Source organism: Allobosea sp. Root483D1, assembly GCF_001429505.1.
Classification (GTDB): Bacteria; Pseudomonadota; Alphaproteobacteria; order Rhizobiales; family Beijerinckiaceae; genus Allobosea.
Window position 1 is genome coordinate 60,348 of record NZ_LMJW01000021.1, and the last position, 16,095, is coordinate 76,442.

Genomic DNA, 16,095 nt, shown 5'->3' on the forward strand with positions numbered 1-16,095 from the left:
CCATTCCAGCAGAAGTGCGCAGCGGTTCTGCGTCCGCAATCGCGTAGAAACCAAGGGGCCGGTGCGGCCGAATGGCGCGAAACCGGTCCTGAAAATGCCATCAGCCCGGTGCAACCTCACGGCCGATTGATGCGTTGAACCCTTGCCGGCCAGCCTTGGCGGCACGATATTCCGCCAGAAGACCGCCAACCGGACACTGGAGCTCCATGACCACTCTCTCGCCCATGCCAGCCCTCGCAGCCGCCGCCCTGGCGCTCGCGCTGGCGTCGGGCCCGGTCCTGGCCCAGCCGCTCGACATCAAGCCAAGCGGCCAGCCGGCTGTCGCTGCCCGCCCGGCACAGCGAGCGATCCCGTTGCCACCGATCCGCCCGCCGGGCCTCGGCATGCCGCGCACCGACGCGGTCCATGCCGAAGCGGCTGCGCCGGCCCCTGCTCCCGTGCCTGTGGTCACCGCGAACAACGAGCCGCGCGCAACGCCCGCTGCGAAGCCGGCCCGGCCGAGCGCCCCTCTGTCGAAGGCGGAGGCCGTCGAGCGGCTGAACGCCTATTTCAACGGTTTCTCGACGTTGCAGGGCGACTTCATTCAGTTCGCCGCTGACGGCCGCCGCTTCGAAGGCAAGCTCTATATCCAGCGCCCGGGCAAGATGCGCTTCGAGTACCGGCCGCCGGTGACGATGGAGGTCATCGCGGACGGGACGTCGGTCGCGATCCGCGATCGCAAGCTCGCGACCCAGGATCTCTATTCGATCGGCCAGACGCCGCTGAAGTTCCTGCTCAAGGAGCAGATGAACCTTGAGAAGGACACCATCGTCACCGGCGTCAGCACCAAGGGGGACATCCTGTCGCTCAAGCTCGAGGATCGCTCGACCCTGGGCGGCACCTCGAAGATCACGCTGAACTTCGACCTCGCCGCCAACGCGCTCCGGCAATGGGTGGTGATCGACCCGCAGGGCTATGAGACCTCGGTCTCCGTCTACAATCTCGACACCCAGCGCCGGCCCGACCAGAAGAACTTCGTGATTAATTACGAGCGCGTGCTCTGAGCTGAGAGCGTCGCGTTTCATGTCGGAGTGACGGAGGTGCGAGTACGCGCCCCCCGTGCTCCTGTTCAAGGCGCGGTCCCCGTCGCCTGAAACCTCCACGACAAGGCGCAATCAGCCTCGGCCGTCAGGTCGAGCATGACGATCATGCCGGTTTTGGCGCGCTTCCGCAGGACGTCGGTGCGGTCCGGCTCGATCCGAAGCACGCCCCGGTCCTGCAGCGCCAGGAGCCGCGTGCGCGAAACCGCCAGCTCGGACGCCAGGAGACGATCGAGACGCGTGCTGGTTGGCAACGGGACCACCAGTTCGATCGCGATCCTGGTCCAGGCATTAGGGTCGCGCACGACCTCCTTTGCGATCTCGACCTCGGGAAACTCGTGGATGCGCGGCGACTGGCGCTTCAAGGCTTCGAGATTGAAGGCTTCTCGTCGAATCCATTTCGGGTCGTTGGACTGAAGCGCTTCGAGAATTGCAGGATCGATCTTACGAACAGCTTGCCGTTCGAACAGAGGCCGGTTCCAGGTCCTGTCGCAATCCCCGCATTTGTAGATGAGCCAGGCGTCGAGCCTGCGGCCATTGGCGTTGAGCCTGATCTTCCCGCTGGGTCGAAAAGCTCGTAGTCCCGCGCATCCGCTACAAGCAATCCACGGCTGAGGGGCTGTTTTGGCAGTGATGGTCCATCTGACCTGGAGTGCATCGCACATGATGTCTTGGTCTTCCTCACGGAAGTTCACCAAGATGGCGTGCGAGAAAGCCCGGCCGGGCGCGGTATGGCGATGCTTTAGCGGGTCGCAGAGCAGAGACAGCGAGAGCTGTACTGGCACATCAAAACAATGCCAAACCGGTCTCGCCACCACCCGACGAACGCATTTTTTGGCCGACAGCGTGTCGCCATCAGCCTGCACGGGTGAAACTGGATCGAGACCGGATTTACTTAGGCAAAGTCTACCTCGGTGGACCAACGCTCTGCGAAAGCAGGGATAGCAGATGATCCGCCCCAGAGGGAGCTTCGCGCGGAGGGCGAGGAGAAGAGCGTCGGCATGAGGTATTTGTGCAACGTCATGCGGCTGGTGAGGCGGTTCACCTCGCCCGGCGTTCCGCGCGCAGGGAAGGCACTGCACGAAGCCTTGCTTTTCTTGGCCTGGCCACCCAGTTTCCGGCTTCCCTTTCCGCCGGAATCCCCTGCGTGCAGCTCTCCGTCACCACCTGGAACATCAATTCGGTGCGCCTGCGCATCGGCATGGTCACCGAGTTCCTCAAGACCCACCAGCCCGACGTCCTCTGCCTGCAGGAGACCAAGACGCCGGACGAGCAGTTCCCGGCCAAGGCCTTCAGCGAGGCCGGCTATGTCCACCAGGCCTTCATCGGCAACAAGGGCTATAACGGCGTCGCTATCGTCTCAAAGCTGCCTTTCTCGGAAAAGGAGGCGATGGCGATGTGCGAGCGCAACGACGCCCGCCACATGACCGTCGTGCTCGACCAGGGCGCCGGGGCAGCGGCCGGCATTGCCATCCATAATTTCTACATCCCGGCCGGCGGCGACATCGCCGATCCCGAGGCCAATCCAAAATTCGCCCACAAGCTGCAATTCCTCGACGCCATCGGCGCATGGGGCATTGCCCGCAACCCGGCGGGCCGGCCCAGCATTCTGGTCGGCGATCTCAACATTGCGCCTTATGAGCACGATGTCTGGAGCCACAAGCAGCTGCTCGACGTCGTCAGCCACACCCCGATCGAGACCTCGACGCTGGAGAGGCTGCGCAGCGAGCTCGGCTGGACCGATGCCGCCAGGACGCTCAGGCCCGAGCCGGAAAAACTCTACAGCTGGTGGAGCTATCGCGCGGCCGACTGGCAGGCCTCGAATCGTGGCCGCCGGCTCGACCATATTTGGCTCTCGGACGGGCTGAAGCCGACGCTGCGCGACCTCTCGTTCCTGAGCGAGGCCCGTGGCTGGACGCGCCCTTCCGATCACGTTCCGGTGACGGTCCAGCTGGATCTCTGACCACCGTCAGCGCAGGTCGATCGCCCTGAGCGCAGCCCCGACCGAGGCGAGCTCGCTGTTGAAATCATGCAGGCGCTCAGCGACCGCGGCGGCGATCGCCTGAGCCGAATCGGGCGACTCGCCGAGGACGCGGCGCATCACGCTGCGCGCCAGGCGCATGACCTGGGTCGGCTCGCGCGCGATCGCCGTCACCGGCCGCTCCAGCGCCGTGAACAGCGCGAGTTCGCCGAGCAGGGCGCCGGGCCCGACGACCTCGTCCGCCGGCTTGCCGTCATCGTCCCGCTTGAGGGCGACAGCGCCGGAGATGACGAGAAAGGCCCCGTCCGAGCCCTCGCCGCGCCGGAACAGCACATCCCCGGCACGCAGGGTCCGGGTCTCGGCGGCGAAGGCGACGAGGCGCAGCGCATCGCGATCCATCAGGCCCAGCAGCGGCTGACGGGCCAGCAGCGCGATGTCGTCGTTGAGCGACATTCAGGCTACGGATTCAGCCGGTAGCCGCCGGCATCGGTCACGAGCAGCCGCGCATTGGCGGGATCCGGCTCGATCTTCTGACGCAGGCGGTAGATATGGGTCTCAAGCGTGTGCGTCGTGACCTGCGAATTATAGCCCCAGACCTCCTGCAGCAGCGTCTCGCGGGCGATCGGCTTGCGGCCGGCGCGGTAGAGGAAGCGCAGGATCGCCGTCTCCTTCTCGGTGAGCTTGGTCTTCGAGCCCTTGGCGCTGACCAGCAGCTTGGACCCCGGGTGAAATGTGTAAGGTCCAACTTGAAAGATCGCGTCCTCGCTCGCCTCGTATTGCCGCAGGTGCGCGCGGATGCGCGCCAGCAGCACGGCGAACTTGAACGGCTTCACCACATAGTCGTTGGCGCCGGCTTCGAGCCCGAGCACGGTGTCGGCGTCCGAGCCCTGCCCGGTCAGCATGATCACCGGCCCCTTGAAGCCGTTCTTGCGCATCAGCTTGACCGCCTCGCGGCCGTCCATGTCGGGCAAGCCGACATCCATCACCACGAGGTCGATGCGCTCGGCCTGCACGGCTTTCAGGCTCGCCGTCGCGTTCGGCGACGACGACACCTTGAATTCGTCATAGAGCGCGAGCTGCTCGGCGAGCGCATCGCGCAAGGTCTGGTCGTCATCGACCAGCAGGATATGGTGGGTAGCAGACATGAAGGCGATTCAGCCCGTTTGCGTTGGCGCAATAGTAGAGCATGTTCGGCGGAAGTGGGAGCCACCTTTGCGAGGAGACCATGCCCAACATATTGAGTTGAGCGCAGATTCTGACTGTCCGGTCGAAGCCGGTCAAACGGAAAGCGCGCTGGATGGCGCGAAACGGGCGGCAGATCACGCAAGATGGATGTCCTGTGAAAAAACGTGATGATGGCGCCGCGGCCAGCCGGCGGCTGACCCGGCTTGTCGTGGTGCGCTCGGTGCGCGATCGCCGCCAGGGCTTCCTGATCGCCGGCTCCGCGGTCTTCCCCTGCGCGCTCGGCCGCTCCGGCGTCGTCGTCGCCAAGCGTGAGGGCGATGGCGGCACGCCGCGAGCCAGGCTGCCGCTGCGCCGGGTCTTCTACCGCGCCGACAGGCTGCCCCGGCCCTCCAGCCTGCTGCCGGTCCGTGCCATCACGCCGCGCGACGCCTGGTGCGACGACCAGAACGACCGGCGCTACAACCGCCTGATCGACCGTCCACCGGGCGAGGCCGAGGAGCGACTCGCCCGCGCCGACAACCTCTACGACGTCATCGTCGAGCTCGGCTGGAACGACGCGCCGGTCCAGCGCGGTCACGGCAGCGCCATCTTCTGGCATCTCGCCCGGCCAGGCTTCACCCCGACGGCGGGCTGCGTCGCCGTGACCGGCGACATCTTCGGCAAGGTCCTGCCGCGCCTGGCGCAGCGCTGCGCCATCATCGTGCGCTAACCGCTTGCAACGCGGCGCAAGCCGGCGATAGTGGCGTCGAGCACCGTCTCGCCGATGATTTCAGGAGCGCTGGACTTACGCGGGCACCGCCCCGTTCAGGTAAGGCCGGCTCCCAGCAAGAGACTGTGCAATGACTGATTCACCCTCGACGGAGATCGGCTTCGGCCGCGTCGCCGCGATGTTCCCCGTTAAGGACATGGAACGCGCCTGCGCCTTCTATGTGGGCGTGCTCGGCTTCACCAAGACCTTCGAGAACGGCCAGCCGGTCGGCTTCATGATCCTCAAGCAGGGCAAGGCCGAAATCCATCTGACCTTGCAGAAGGATCACGAGGCCGCGCCCTTCAACATCGCCCATATGATGGTCGATGATGTCGACGCCTTCCACGAGCTCTGCCGTGGCCACGGGCTGCGCATCGTCAAGGGCCTGCGCGACCAGGATTACGGCCTGCGCGCCTTCGTCTTCGAGGATCCCGACGGCAACCGCATCGACGTCGGCCAGCCGATCTAGGCGATAGACGTAACGGAGAGATCAGCCGCGCGCGCCGAAGATCGCGCTGCCGACCCTGACATGGGTGGCGCCGAGCTGGATCGCCGCCTCGTAGTCGGCGCTCATGCCCATCGACAGGATCGCCAGGCCGTTGCGCTTGGCGATCTTGGCGAGCAGGGCGAAATGCGGCGAGGGCTGGTCTTCGGCCGGCGGAATGCACATCAACCCGGCGATCGTCAGACCGTAACGGGTCTGGCAGAGCTCGAGGAAGGCGTCGGCCTCGGCCGGCAGGACGCCGCCCTTCTGGGGCTCGGTACCCGTATTCACCTGCACGATCAGCTCCGGCGCCTTGCCGGCGCGCTCGATCTCGCGCGCCAGCTCCTTGGCGAGGCTTTCGCGGTCGAGCGAATGGATCACGTCGAACAGCGCCACCGCATCGCGTGCCTTGTTCGACTGCAGCGGACCGATCATGTGCAGCCGAGCGCTCGGGAAGCGCTCCTGCAGTGCCGGCCACTTCTCCTTGGCCTCCTGGACATAGTTCTCGCCGAAATCGACCTGGCCGGCGCTCAAGACCGGCACGATCATCTCCACCGGCTTGGTCTTGGAGACCGCCACCAGCGTCACGGTGTCCGGCTTGCGGCCGAAATCACGCGCGGCACGGGCGATCGCGTCCCGCGTTTCCTGAAGTCTCGCCACGACATCCGACATTTCGACCGTCCTCGCCTGGTGCGCGCCCGCCAAGCCGTTCCGAACATTGACCCGGCGGCTACGATGGTGTCCTAGTCCGGCCCAGTCCGCTCACGCAAGAACCACACGATCAGCATGGCCGTCGAACGCTACAATCCGAAGGAAGCCGAACCGAAATGGCGCAAGGTCTGGGATGAGCGCAAGCTCTTCGAGACCCGCAACGACGATACCCGGCCGCCCTACTACGTGCTCGAGATGTTCCCCTATCCGTCGGGGCGCATCCATATGGGCCATGTCCGTAATTACGCGATGGGCGACGTCGTCGCGCGCTACAAGCGCGCCAAGGGCTTCTCGGTGCTGCACCCGATGGGCTGGGACGCCTTCGGCCTGCCGGCGGAGAACGCGGCGAAGGCCAACAAGGTCCATCCGCGCGACTGGACTTACGCCAACATCGCGACCATGCGCAGCCAGCTCCAGTCGATGGGCCTGTCGCTCGATTGGAGCCGCGAGCTCGCCACCTGCGACCCCAGCTATTACAAGCACCAGCAGAAGCTCTTCCTCGATTTCCTGAAGGCCGGGCTGGTCGACCGCAAGACCGCCAAGGTCAACTGGGACCCGGTCGACGAGACCGTGCTCGCCAATGAGCAGGTCATCGACGGCCGCGGCTGGCGTTCGGGCGCGCCGGTCGAGCTGCGCGAGCTGACGCAATGGTTCTTCAGGATCACGGCGTTCGGCGAGGAGCTGAACGACGCGCTGGAGGGACTGACCCGCTGGCCCGACAAGGTGCGGCTGATGCAGAAGAACTGGATCGGCCGTTCGGAAGGCCTGCTGGTTCGTTTCGCTCTCGAATCGAACGCCCTGAAGCAAAACGAGATCGAGGTCTACACGACCCGCCCCGACACGCTGTTCGGCGCGAAGTTCCTGGCCGTCGCGCCGGATCATCCCCTGGCGAAAGCCGCCGCCGAAACGAATCCGGCGCTGCAGGACTTCATCGCCGAGTGCAAGAAGACCGGCACCGCCCAGGAGGCCATCGACAAGGCTGAGAAGCAAGGCTTCGACACCGGGCTGCGGGCCGTCCTTCCGTTTGATCCCAAATGGACTTTGCCGGTCTATGTTGCGAACTTCATCCTGATGGAATACGGCACGGGCGCGATCTTCGGCTGCCCGGCCCATGACCAGCGCGACCTCGACTTCGTCAACAAGTATGGCCTCGGCAACACCCCGGTCGTCTGCCCCGAAGGCACCGACCCGGCGAGCTTCGTCGTCACCGACACGGCTTATGTCGACGACGGCCGCATGATCAATTCGCGCTTCCTCGATGGCATGACCATTCCGGAGGCGAAAGAAGAGGTCGCCAGGCGGCTGGAAGCGGAGACCCTCGGCAACCGCCCCGTCGCCCAGCGCAAGGTCAATTTCCGCCTGCGTGACTGGGGCATCTCGCGCCAGCGCTATTGGGGCTGCCCGATCCCGATCGTCCATTGCGAGAGCTGCGGCGTCGTGCCGGTACCGGAACAGGACCTGCCGGTGAAGCTGCCGGACGACGTCTCCTTCGACAAGCCCGGCAACCCGCTCGACCATCATCCGAGCTGGAAGCACGTCGCCTGCCCGCAATGCGGCAGCAAGGCGCGGCGCGAAACCGACACCATGGACACCTTCGTCGATTCGTCCTGGTATTTCGCCCGTTTCACCGATCCCTGGCGCACCGACAGCCCGACCGACCGCAAGGCCGTCGACCGCTTCCTGCCGGTCGACCAGTATATCGGCGGCGTCGAGCACGCGATCCTGCACCTGCTCTATTCGCGCTTCTTCACCCGCGCGATGAAGGCGACCGGCCATACCGGGCTGGACGAGCCCTTCGACGGCATGTTCACGCAGGGCATGGTCGTGCACGAGACCTACCGGGCTGAAGACGGCGCCTGGGTCGAGCCCGGCAATGTCCGGATCGAGGCGATCGGCAACGAGCGCCGCGGCTTCGACGTCGAGACCGGGGCGCCGATCGAGATCGGTTCGATCGAGAAGATGTCGAAGTCGAAGAAGAATGTCGTCGACCCCGACGACATCATCGCCTCCTACGGCGCCGACACTGCCCGCTGGTTCATGCTCTCCGATTCGCCGCCGGATCGCGACGTGATCTGGAGCGACGAAGGCGTCCAGGGTGCAGCCCGCTTCGTGCAGCGGCTCTGGCGTCTCGTGGGCGAGATCGGCGAGCGCACCGGCGGCAACCCCGCCCGCCCCGCTTCCCTATCCGAAGGCGCGCTGACCCTGCGCAAGGCCAGCCACCGCGCTTTGCATGCTGTCGGCGGCGATATCGAGCGGCTCGCCTTCAACCGCTGCGTCGCCCATGTCTACACCTTGGCCAACGCCATCGGCAAAGCGCTCGACGCGGCCGCCGAGTCGGCGGATGTCCCGGCCGACCTCGCCTTCGCGCTGCATGAATCCGCCATGATCGCGTCGCAGCTTGTCGCGCCGATGATGCCGCATCTCGCCGAGGAATGCTGGCAGGCCCTTGGCCTGCCCGGTCTTGCCGGCGAAGCCGCCTGGCCGCAGACCGAAGCCGATTTGTTGCAGGACGACAGCAAGGTCCTGCCGGTACAGGTCAACGGCAAGAAGCGGGCGGAGGTGACGGTGCCCGCCGATGCCGATACGGTGGCCGTCGAGGCGATCGTGCGCGCCTCCGAAGCTGTCGCCAGGGCTCTGGAGAACCGGCCGATCCGCAAGGTGATCGTGGTGCCGGGGAGGATCGTGAATGTCGTCGTCTGAGACCGTGACACGCCGTCGTCCGCTGGCGCTTGCAGCCATACTCGGCCTCGCCGCGCTCGCCGGTGGCTGTTTCCAGCCGCTCTATGGCGAGGGCACGGTCAGCAAGGTCGGCGGCAATGTCCGCAATGCCATGCTCGGCATCGAAGTGCCGGAGATCAAGGGCCTGGTCGGCCACTATCTGCGCAACGAGCTCGTCTTCGAGTTCGACGGCGGTGGCGCTCCCGATCGACAGAAGATCCTGAAGCTCAGCGCGACCACCAGGGAATCGCTCCAGGTGATCACGGTCGACTATGCCAATGGCCGCGCCGATTCGGCCGTTCTGATCGCGACCGCCGACTGGCAATTGATCCGCGCTGGCTCGAACGAGGTCATCGCCTCCGGCCAGAGTGTTGTCCGGGCGCCCTATGAACGGTCGCAGCAGCGCTTCGCCTCGTTGCGCGCGGCCCGCGACGCACAGCTCCGCGCCGCCAAGGAACTCGCCCAGCTGATCAAGCTTCGCGTCGCCGCTGCGCTCGTCGCCGGCTGAGGCCGCTCTCGATGGCGATGATCAAGGCGCATGAGGCGGATCGTGCGCTCGCACGTCCAGACCCCGCCTGGCGCCTGTTCCTGTTCTACGGCCCCGATGCCGGGCTGATCTCGGAGCGAGCGGCCACACTCGCCCGCAGCAGTGTCGACGACCCTCAGGACGCCTTCCAGCTGATCCGCATGGACGGCGACCAGATCGCTTCCGATCCGCTGAAACTGGTCGACGAGGCCAATACGATCGGCCTGTTTGGCGGGCGCCGCGCGATCCGCGTCTCGCCGACCTCGCGCCCGCTCGTTGCCGCGGTCGAACCCTTGCTGGCCACCCCTTCCCGGGACGCGATCGTCATCGTCGAGGCGGGTGACCTCCAGAAGGCGAACCCGTTGCGCACCGCCTGCGAGCGCGCCAGATCGGCGCTCGCGGTGCCTTGCTATGGCGATGCCGCGCGCGATCTCGGCACCATCGTCGACGAGATGACGCGGGCCGCCGGCAAGAACATCGACCGGGCAACGCGCGACCTGCTGACCAGCCTGCTCGGCGGCGACCGCCAGACCTCGCGCCAGGAGATCGACAAGCTGATCCTCTATGCCGGCAGCGACACGGCCCTGACCGCTGCCCATGTCGAGGCCGTCGTCGGCGACACCGCCCAGCGCGAGCAGGCGGGCGTGGTCGACGCTGTCTTCGCCGGCCGCCTGCCAAGTCTCGATCTCGCGCTCGCCAAGCTCGCGGGTGAAGGGCTCGACCAGGGCGTGCTGCTCGGTGCGGTCCTGCGCCACACGCTGGCACTGCTGAAAGCGAAACTCGCCATCGAGGGCGGCAAGCCGCCGCGCGAGGCGGTCGGCGCCATGCGCCTGCCCTATCCGCGCATCGCCACGGCCGAAGCCGCTCTCAACGCCTGGCCGGCCGCGAAATTGCGCGACGCCGTGACGATCCTTGGAACCGCGATGTTGGCCGTGCGCCGCGACGGCGACATGGGCAAGCCCATCGCCGCCCGCGCGCTCTGGACGCTCAGCCGGATGGGCGGCAGGGCCCGCTGATCAGGCTTTCAGGCGCCGGCAGAGCGCGTCGAGCTGTTCCAGCGTCTTGTAGCTGATCTTCATCTCGCCGCCGCCATTGGCACGATGCTGGATCCAGACGCTGAGGCCGAGCGCTTCCTCCAGCGCCTTCTCGACAGCGCGCGTATCCGGATCCTTCTCCGGTTTCGGCGCAGCGGCCCGCACCGGTTTGTTCTCGCTGCGCGCTTCGTCCTGGCCCAGCCGTTCGATATCGCGGACCGTAAGCCCTTGCTCGACAATGCGTTTGGCGACCTGTTCCGGATCCGAAACAGCGAGCAGGGCGCGGGCATGGCCGGCAGAGACCAAGCCGTCCCCGACCATAAGTTTGACCGGCTCCGGCAGCTTGCTCAGGCGCAGCGTGTTTGCCACATGCGAGCGGCTCTTGCCGATCACCTTGGCGAGATCATTCTGGGTATAGTCGAATTCGGCGATCAGCCGCTCATAGCCCGCCGCCTCTTCCATCGCGTTCAGGTCGGCGCGCTGGACGTTTTCGACGATCGCGATCTCGAGCGCTTCCCGGTCATTGGCCTCGACCAGGATGACCGGCACATCGTGCAGCTCGGCCCGCTGTGCCGCTCGCCAGCGCCGCTCGCCGGCGATGATCTCATAGGCGTCGATCATGCCCGGGATCGACCGCACGATGATCGGCTGCAGGATGCCGCGTTCGCGCACCGAGGCAGCGAGATCCTCGAGATCCGCGTCATTGAAGACCTTGCGCGGATTGCGCGCGTTCGGACGCAGGAACTCGACCGGAACCTTCCGCTGTCCGCGCGCCCGCTCGATCGCACCCATTTCCTCGCCGACATCGCCGATCAGCGCGGCGAGACCGCGGCCAAGACGCGAGCGCCCGTGTTCCTCGACCATTGCCATTCCTCTTGAACCTTTTTGTGCCGATCAGGCGGCGCGCAGCATGCGCTCGCGCCTGATCACCTCCGAGGCCAGCTTCAGATAGGCCTGCGAACCGGCGCAGCGCAGATCGTAGAGCAGCGCCGGCTTGCCATAGGACGGCGCCTCCGAGATCCGCACATTGCGCGGAATCACAGTCTCGTAGACCTTGTCGCCGAGAAAATGGCGGACATCGGCCATGACCTGGCCGGAGAGGTTGTTGCGCGGATCATACATGGTCAGCACCACACCCTGGATGATCAGGCGCGGATTGAGGCCGGCCCGGACCTGCTCTACCGTCTTGAGCAGCTGGCTGAGGCCCTCCAGCGCGAAGAACTCGCATTGCAACGGCACCAGCACCGCATCCGCGGCCGTCATCGCATTGATGGTGATCAGGCTGAGCGAAGGCGGGCAATCGATCAGGATATAGGTCAGGTCGCTGCAGCGCTGGTCGTCGACCAGCTCGTCGATCGCTTTCTTCAAGCGCACCGCCCGGTCCTTGGCGCTGGCGATCTCGAGCTCGACGCCGAGCAGGTCGAGCGTCGACGGCGCCAAGAACAAATTAGGAACAGCCGTGGCTTGCATCGCCATGCCGAGCCCGATATCGCCGCAGAGCACGTCATAGGTCGACGCCTTCCTGCTCTTGCGGTCGATGCCAAGCCCGGTCGAGGCATTGCCCTGCGGGTCAAGGTCGATGATCAGCACCTTCTCGCCGATCGCGGCGAGAGCTGTCCCAAGATTGATCGCGGTCGTGGTCTTGCCGACCCCGCCTTTCTGATTGGCGAGCGCCAGCACACGCGGGCGCGCGGCGGGAAGCGTGATAGGACGAGAATCGGTCATCAATCGGCCCGTTTCTCGGCGCCGCTGATCACCAGGATGGCGGCCGCCGAATCCGTCAAGGATGGAAACGTTGTGGCCTGAATCTTCCAATATTTAGACGCGGCGGTCAATTCCGCCTCTAGATGTTGTCCCTTGGGAAAGACTCCCGTCACCCCGGTTCTCAACAGCTCTTTGCACCAGTCGAGCAGGAGCGGCAGCGGCGCCAGGGCGCGGGCCGTCACCGCCTCGACCTTACCGACAAAGCCGCCGACGACGGCCTCGATCCGCGCGTTATGAACTGTCACCGGCGCGCCGGTCAGCCGCGCGGCATGGCGCAGGAAGGCGCATTTGCGCGCATTGCTTTCGACCAGATCAATATGGCCGCCCAGTTCGGCGAGCCGGATGCCGAGCACGAGGCCGGGAAAGCCCCCGCCCGAGCCGAGATCGAGCCAGCGCCGCGCCTGCGGCGCACGGTCGAGCAATTGCAGGGAATCGGCGATGTGACGGGTCCAGACCTCGTCGAGTGTCGCGCCCGAGACCAGGTTCTTCGCCTGCTGCCAGCGCTTGAGTTCCGCAACCAGGATGGCGAGACGCTCCTCTGTTTCACGTGAAACAGGCGTCAAGCGAAAAGCGCGTAGGCGGTCCTGGTTATCCTCGTTTTCAACAGAACTCACAGGGTCATGCCTCAGCGCTGGCCAGGCGCCCGGCCTGGTGCTTGCGCGCATGCACTGCCAGCAAGGTCAGGGCCGCGGGCGTCATCCCTTCGATCCGGCCAGCCTGCGCCAGATTGCTCGGCCAGGCCGCGCGCAGCTTCAGCCGCAATTCGTTCGACAGGCCGGATATCCCGTCGAGATCGAGATCATCCGGCAGCGCCAAGGCCTGGTCGCGCTGGTAGGAATCGATCTCGGCCGCCTGCCGGTCGAGATAGACCGCATAGGTCGCATCCGCCGCGACGCGCGCTTGCACCGTCTCGGAGAAGCCGGCGAGGTCGGGCCAGACCTTGAGCAAGGCCTCGAAACCAACAGCCGGATAGGACAGGATCTGAAAAGCCGAGCGCCTGATCCCGTCGCGATTGAGCTCCAGGCCGGCCGCAGCTGCTTGATTCGGCGACAAAGTTCTTCCGCGTAAGAGTTCGGTAAGCTTAACGATTTCGGACTGACGGCGTTCAAAACGCCGCTGGCGAACCCCTCCGACCACGCCGAGCTCCATGCCGAGCGGCGTCAGGCGCTCATCGGCATTGTCGACCCGCAAAGACAGCCGGAATTCGGCGCGCGAGGTGAACATCCGATACGGCTCCGTAACGCCGCGCGTCACCAGATCGTCGACCATCACGCCGATATAGGATTGCGTCCGGTCGAGACTGACCGGCTCGCTGCCGCCGGCCCGGCGCGCAGCATTGAGGCCGGCGAGCAGACCCTGCGCCGCCGCTTCCTCATAGCCGGTGGTGCCGTTGATCTGACCAGCGAGGAAAAGGCCGGTGATCGCCCGCGTCTCCAGCGTCGGCTTCAGCGCGCGCGGATCGACATAATCATATTCGATCGCATAGCCCGGTCGCAACATCACCGCGCGCTCCAGGCCCGGGATCGTCTTCAGCAGGCCGAGCTGGACGTCCTCCGGCAGCGAGGTCGAGATTCCATTGGGATAGACGGTGGGATCGTCGAGACCTTCGGGCTCGAGGAAGATCTGGTGGCCATCGCGATCGCCGAAGCGACCGACCTTGTCCTCGATGGACGGGCAATAGCGCGGCCCGCGCCCCTCGATCTGGCCGGAGAACATCGGCGCCCGGTGCAGATTGGCCCGGATGAGTTCGTGTGTCGCCAGCGTCGTTCGCGTCACCCCACAGCTGATCTGCGGCGTCGTGATTGCCTCGGTCATCGCCGAGAACGGCTCCGGCGGCTCATCGCCCGGCTGCATCTGCAGGCTGGCCCAGTCGATCGTGCGGCCATCCAGCCGGGGCGGCGTCCCGGTCTTCAGTCGACCGAGCGGAAAAGCATGCCGTTCCAGCGTGGCGGAGAGGCCGAGCGAGGGCGCCTCGCCGACGCGCCCGGCCGGAATCTTTGTCTCGCCGATATGGATCAGGCCCCGCAGGAAGGTGCCGGTCGTCAGCACAACCGTTCCGCAGGCGAATCGACGGCCATCCGCGAGCACCACGCCGGCAATCCCGCCGGCGACGATCTCCAGATCGAACGCCTCGCCTTCGATCAGGATGAGACCGCCCTGGGCTGCGAGCGCAGCCTGCACCGCTTCGCGGTAGAGCTTGCGGTCGGCCTGGGCACGCGGCCCACGCACCGCCGGCCCCTTGCGCCGGTTGAGCATGCGGAACTGGATGCCGCCTTGGTCGGCGCAGCGGGCCATGATCCCGTCGAGCGCATCGATCTCGCGGACGAGATGGCCTTTGCCGAGCCCCCCGATCGCCGGATTGCACGACATCGCGCCGACCGTGGCGATCTGCTGGGTGATCAAAGCCGTGCTGGCGCCAGCGCGCGCCGCCGCTGCCGCGGCTTCCGCCCCGGCATGGCCACCGCCCACCACGACCACATCGTAGTGCCCGTTCACCTGTGCATTCGACATGAGCAATTCGCTAGCCAAGCCCGGCAGCGAGGTCAATGAAAACCGCCTATTTGCCGATGCAGAAGCCGGAAAACAGGCTGTCGAGCACATCCTCGACATCGACCTTGCCGATCAGGCGCGCCAGTGCCCTGACCGCGAGGCGCAGCTCCTCTGCGATCAGCTCCGGCTGCTCGTGCGGGAGCAGGACGGCCCGCTCGATCGCAGCGACAGCATCCGCCACCGCCGCACGCTGGCGCTCACGCGTGACGAGAGCGGGCTCGGTTTGGCCGAGCTTGCTGAGCCGAGACGCGATGAGCTCGATCAACTCGGGTAGTCCTACTCCGCTCATGGCGGACACACCGATCTCGCCGAGGCGAGCACTACCGCCAAGGTCGAGCTTCGTTACAACTGCGATCTCGGTAGTGCCGGACTCGCTTCGTTCCGGCTCCGAATCGGGCGAACGCAACCGCAGCACCAGATCGGCCTGGGCCGCCTTCTGGCGAGCGCGCCGCACGCCTTCCGCCTCGATTGCGTCGCCGCTCTCGCGCAGGCCTGCGGTATCGACCAGTACGACGGGAATACCGCCCAGGTCGAGCCTGACCTCGATGGCGTCCCGAGTCGTGCCGGCAATCGGCGAGACGATCGCGACATCGCGCCGGGCCAGCGCGTTGAGCAGGCTCGATTTGCCGGCATTGGGAGGCCCGGCGAGAACAACGACGAAGCCTTCGCGAACCCGCTCGCCGGCGGCGAAACTACCGAGTGCTACCTGCAGGCTACCGAGTATGCCCCGTGCCCCAGCCAGCGCTTCGGCGATCAGCGGACCGCCGACATCGCCCTCGTCGGAAAAGTCGATCTCGGCCTCGAGCAGCGTCATTGCCTTGATCAGAGCCTTGCGCCATTCGCCGGCCGCCTGGCCGAGCGCGCCTTCCATCTGACGCAGTGCCTGCTTGCGCTGCCATTCCGTCTCCGAATCGATCAGGTCGGCGAGACCCTCGACCGCAGCAAGATCGAGCTTTCCGGCCGCGAAGGCGCGGCGGGTGAACTCGCCGGCTTCGGCGAGCCGCAGGCCGGGCAGGTTGGTCAGCACGGACAGCAGTCGCGACAACACCGCGCGCGAGCCATGGATATGGAACTCGGCAACGTCTTCGCCGGTGAAGCTCGCCGGACCCGGAAAGAACAGCACAAGGCCATGGTCGATGATCGCGCCGGCGGGATCGTGCAGCGCCCGATAGGCGGCTTTGCGCGCTTCAGGCACCGGCCCCGCAATCGTTTCGACAGCGAATCGGACGCGCTCGCCTGACACCCGGACCACGGCGACACCGGCGCGTCCAGCGCCGGAGGACAGCGCCACAATCGTCGGATAGGCTTTCACCGC

The 16,095-nt window shown here is 66.1% G+C and carries 16 protein-coding genes; 7 read left to right on the forward strand and 9 right to left on the reverse strand.

What is annotated here, in order from left to right:
- Positions 1–206 precede the first annotated feature (206 nt).
- The gene (locus ASE66_RS22635) at positions 207–1,043 is read left to right on the forward strand and encodes an outer membrane lipoprotein carrier protein LolA (protein ID WP_082613668.1); all 837 of its coding nucleotides are present in this window, start codon (positions 207–209) and stop codon (positions 1,041–1,043) included.
- 65 nt (positions 1,044–1,108) lie between these two features.
- Here ASE66_RS22635 and ASE66_RS22640 read toward each other — a convergent pair whose 3' ends face one another.
- Positions 1,109–1,744, reverse strand: coding sequence for a DUF1062 domain-containing protein (locus ASE66_RS22640; protein ID WP_057192071.1), 636 nt, complete (start codon positions 1,742–1,744; stop codon positions 1,109–1,111).
- Positions 1,745–2,226: 482 nt separating this feature from the next.
- On the opposite strand from ASE66_RS22640, the gene xth reads away from it, so the two are divergent.
- The gene (xth, locus tag ASE66_RS22645; RefSeq protein ID WP_057192024.1) at positions 2,227–3,042 is read left to right on the forward strand and encodes an exodeoxyribonuclease III; all 816 of its coding nucleotides are present in this window, start codon (positions 2,227–2,229) and stop codon (positions 3,040–3,042) included.
- A gap of 6 nt (positions 3,043–3,048) precedes the next feature.
- Here xth and ASE66_RS22650 read toward each other — a convergent pair whose 3' ends face one another.
- Together ASE66_RS22650 and ASE66_RS22655 are read right to left on the reverse strand one after the other, a co-directional pair.
- Positions 3,049–3,513 (reverse strand): cyclic nucleotide-binding domain-containing protein, encoded by a 465-nt coding sequence (locus ASE66_RS22650; RefSeq protein ID WP_057192025.1) that lies wholly within the window; start codon positions 3,511–3,513, stop codon positions 3,049–3,051.
- Between the two features lie 5 nt (positions 3,514–3,518).
- Positions 3,519–4,205, reverse strand: a complete 687-nt coding sequence (locus ASE66_RS22655) for a response regulator transcription factor (RefSeq protein WP_057192026.1) — start codon at positions 4,203–4,205, stop codon at positions 3,519–3,521.
- A 194-nt stretch (positions 4,206–4,399) separates the two neighbouring features.
- Between ASE66_RS22655 and ASE66_RS22660 the strand changes: the two genes are divergently transcribed.
- Both ASE66_RS22660 and ASE66_RS22665 read left to right on the forward strand, forming a co-directional pair.
- Positions 4,400–4,954: a L,D-transpeptidase family protein gene (locus ASE66_RS22660; protein ID WP_082613669.1), complete on the forward strand. Its 555-nt coding sequence runs from the start codon at positions 4,400–4,402 to the stop codon at positions 4,952–4,954.
- 130 nt (positions 4,955–5,084) lie between these two features.
- On the forward strand, positions 5,085–5,462 hold the full coding sequence (locus tag ASE66_RS22665; protein ID WP_057192027.1) for a glyoxalase superfamily protein: 378 nt from the start codon (positions 5,085–5,087) through the stop codon (positions 5,460–5,462).
- 21 nt (positions 5,463–5,483) lie between these two features.
- Here ASE66_RS22665 and ASE66_RS22670 read toward each other — a convergent pair whose 3' ends face one another.
- On the reverse strand, positions 5,484–6,149 hold the full coding sequence (locus ASE66_RS22670) for a YggS family pyridoxal phosphate-dependent enzyme (RefSeq protein ID WP_057192028.1): 666 nt from the start codon (positions 6,147–6,149) through the stop codon (positions 5,484–5,486).
- Positions 6,150–6,263: 114 nt separating this feature from the next.
- Between ASE66_RS22670 and leuS the strand changes: the two genes are divergently transcribed.
- From leuS to holA, 3 genes are read left to right on the forward strand one after another with little or no spacing between them, the layout of a single operon-like run.
- Positions 6,264–8,888: a leucine--tRNA ligase gene (leuS, locus tag ASE66_RS22675; RefSeq protein ID WP_057192029.1), complete on the forward strand. Its 2,625-nt coding sequence runs from the start codon at positions 6,264–6,266 to the stop codon at positions 8,886–8,888.
- A complete protein-coding gene (gene lptE, locus ASE66_RS22680) occupies positions 8,875–9,414 on the forward strand; it encodes an LPS assembly lipoprotein LptE (protein WP_057192030.1) in 540 nt (179 codons plus the stop codon). Before leuS ends, lptE begins: the two co-directional genes overlap by 14 nt.
- A gap of 11 nt (positions 9,415–9,425) precedes the next feature.
- A complete protein-coding gene (gene holA, locus ASE66_RS22685) occupies positions 9,426–10,448 on the forward strand; it encodes a DNA polymerase III subunit delta (RefSeq protein ID WP_057192031.1) in 1,023 nt (340 codons plus the stop codon).
- On the opposite strand, the gene ASE66_RS22690 is transcribed toward holA, so the two are convergent.
- From ASE66_RS22690 to mnmE, 5 genes are read right to left on the reverse strand one after another with little or no spacing between them, the layout of a single operon-like run.
- Entirely contained in the window at positions 10,449–11,330 is an 882-nt protein-coding gene (locus ASE66_RS22690; RefSeq protein WP_057192032.1) for a ParB/RepB/Spo0J family partition protein, read from the reverse strand.
- 30 nt (positions 11,331–11,360) lie between these two features.
- Positions 11,361–12,191: a ParA family protein gene (locus ASE66_RS22695; RefSeq protein ID WP_057192033.1), complete on the reverse strand. Its 831-nt coding sequence runs from the start codon at positions 12,189–12,191 to the stop codon at positions 11,361–11,363.
- Positions 12,191–12,844 (reverse strand): 16S rRNA (guanine(527)-N(7))-methyltransferase RsmG, encoded by a 654-nt coding sequence (gene rsmG, locus ASE66_RS22700; protein WP_057192073.1) that lies wholly within the window; start codon positions 12,842–12,844, stop codon positions 12,191–12,193. The genes ASE66_RS22695 and rsmG overlap by 1 nt, the downstream gene beginning before the upstream one ends.
- A gap of 4 nt (positions 12,845–12,848) precedes the next feature.
- A complete protein-coding gene (gene mnmG / locus ASE66_RS22705) occupies positions 12,849–14,741 on the reverse strand; it encodes a tRNA uridine-5-carboxymethylaminomethyl(34) synthesis enzyme MnmG (RefSeq protein WP_156412286.1) in 1,893 nt (630 codons plus the stop codon).
- A gap of 46 nt (positions 14,742–14,787) precedes the next feature.
- The gene (gene mnmE, locus ASE66_RS22710) at positions 14,788–16,092 is read right to left on the reverse strand and encodes a tRNA uridine-5-carboxymethylaminomethyl(34) synthesis GTPase MnmE (RefSeq protein WP_057192034.1); all 1,305 of its coding nucleotides are present in this window, start codon (positions 16,090–16,092) and stop codon (positions 14,788–14,790) included.
- Positions 16,093–16,095: the final 3 nt, after the last annotated feature.

Coding starts and splice junctions, on each gene's coding strand:
- ASE66_RS22655 (WP_057192026.1), bottom strand. CDS start 4,205: ATGTCTGCTACCCACCATATCCTGCTGGTCGATGACGACCAGACCTTG.
- lptE (WP_057192030.1), top strand. CDS start 8,875: ATGTCGTCGTCTGAGACCGTGACACGCCGTCGTCCGCTGGCGCTTGCA.
- leuS (WP_057192029.1), top strand. CDS start 6,264: ATGGCCGTCGAACGCTACAATCCGAAGGAAGCCGAACCGAAATGGCGC.
- mnmG (WP_156412286.1), bottom strand. CDS start 14,741: ATGTCGAATGCACAGGTGAACGGGCACTACGATGTGGTCGTGGTGGGC.
- ASE66_RS22665 (WP_057192027.1), top strand. CDS start 5,085: ATGACTGATTCACCCTCGACGGAGATCGGCTTCGGCCGCGTCGCCGCG.
- ASE66_RS22640 (WP_057192071.1), bottom strand. CDS start 1,744: ATGTGCGATGCACTCCAGGTCAGATGGACCATCACTGCCAAAACAGCC.
- ASE66_RS22695 (WP_057192033.1), bottom strand. CDS start 12,191: ATGACCGATTCTCGTCCTATCACGCTTCCCGCCGCGCGCCCGCGTGTG.
- ASE66_RS22635 (WP_082613668.1), top strand. CDS start 207: ATGACCACTCTCTCGCCCATGCCAGCCCTCGCAGCCGCCGCCCTGGCG.
- ASE66_RS22670 (WP_057192028.1), bottom strand. CDS start 6,149: ATGTCGGATGTCGTGGCGAGACTTCAGGAAACGCGGGACGCGATCGCC.
- holA (WP_057192031.1), top strand. CDS start 9,426: ATGGCGATGATCAAGGCGCATGAGGCGGATCGTGCGCTCGCACGTCCA.
- ASE66_RS22690 (WP_057192032.1), bottom strand. CDS start 11,330: ATGGTCGAGGAACACGGGCGCTCGCGTCTTGGCCGCGGTCTCGCCGCG.
- ASE66_RS22650 (WP_057192025.1), bottom strand. CDS start 3,513: ATGTCGCTCAACGACGACATCGCGCTGCTGGCCCGTCAGCCGCTGCTG.